Origin of the sequence: Pseudooceanicola lipolyticus (assembly GCF_002786325.1) — a bacterium.
In the GTDB taxonomy this organism is placed as follows: Bacteria; Pseudomonadota; Alphaproteobacteria; order Rhodobacterales; family Rhodobacteraceae; genus Pseudooceanicola_C; species Pseudooceanicola_C lipolyticus.
In genome coordinates this window covers 1-1145 of sequence record NZ_PGTB01000366.1, presented here as the reverse complement: position 1 = coordinate 1145, position 1145 = coordinate 1, and the positions used below count along the sequence as shown (strand labels likewise).

General features: G+C 71.0%; 1 protein-coding gene. It reads right to left on the bottom strand.

What is annotated here, in order from left to right; genetic code table 11:
* Positions 1-50 precede the first annotated feature (50 nt).
* The coding region (locus CVM52_RS25965; RefSeq protein ID WP_100165077.1) for a mannose-1-phosphate guanylyltransferase/mannose-6-phosphate isomerase at positions 51-1145 on the bottom strand (1095 nt) is incomplete at its 5' end.

Below are 1145 nucleotides of genomic sequence, written 5' to 3'. Positions count from 1 at the left end.
GGGGGCCCTGCGGCCCCCGCCGCGGGGCCGGCCAACCGGCGGCCGGCGGCTCAGCCCTTGGCGCCCTGCCCGCGGGCATAGACATCTTCATAGCGGATGATGTCATCCTCGCCGAGATAGCTGCCGGTCTGCACCTCGATCAGCACCATCGGCACCTTGCCGGGGTTTTCCATCCGGTGCACCGCGCCCAGGGGGATGTAGACCGACTGGTTCTCGGTCACCAGCTTCACCTCGCCATCCACCGTCACCTTGGCGGTGCCCTCGACCACGATCCAGTGTTCCGAGCGGTGGTGGTGGCTTTGCAGCGACAGCGCCGCGCCCGGGTGGACATGGATGCGCTTGACCTGGAAGCGGTCGCCGATCACCAGGCTTTCGAACCAGCCCCAGGGCCGGTGGTCCAGCGGGAAGGATTCGGCCTGGGCGGCGCCTTTGGCCTTCAGCGCCGCCACCGCCTGTTTCACCTCCTGGGCGCGGGCGGCATCGGCCACCAGCACCGCGTCGGGCATCGCCACGGCGACGATGTTCTTCAGCCCGATGCCCACCACTTCCAGCCGCGAATCCTCGGACCGGAGCAGCGTGTCGTCGCAATCCAGCGCGGTGGCCGGCCCCGACACCGCCACGCCGCGCCCGTCGCGCGGCGCCTCGCGCCAGACCGCGTCCCAGCCGCCGAGATCGGACCAGCCGGCGGCGAAGGGCACCACCGAGAGATTGTCGGCCCGCTCCATCACCGCGTAATCGATCGAGATATCCTCGGCCCCCGCCCAGGGCTCGGGCGCCAGCCGGAAAAAGCCCAGATCGGGCTGGCCCTCGGCCAGCGCCGCCTGCACCGGGTCGATCAGGCCGGGCGCATAGGCGCGGAAGGCGGCGAGGATGGTCTGCACCGAGAACAGGAAGATGCCGGCATTCCACAGGTAGGTGCCGGCGGCCAGCATCTCTGCGGCGCCGGCCGCGTCGGGCTTTTCGACAAAGCGTTTCAGCGCCAGCGGCCGGGCGGTGAAATCGCCCGGATCCTCGGCCAGTTCCAGATAGCCATAGCCGGTCTCGGCCCGGTCGGGGCGGATGCCGAAGGTCACCAGCCGCCCGGCGCGGGCGGCCTCGGCGCCGGCCTCGACCGCCGCCATCATCACCGTATCGGCATCGCCGAC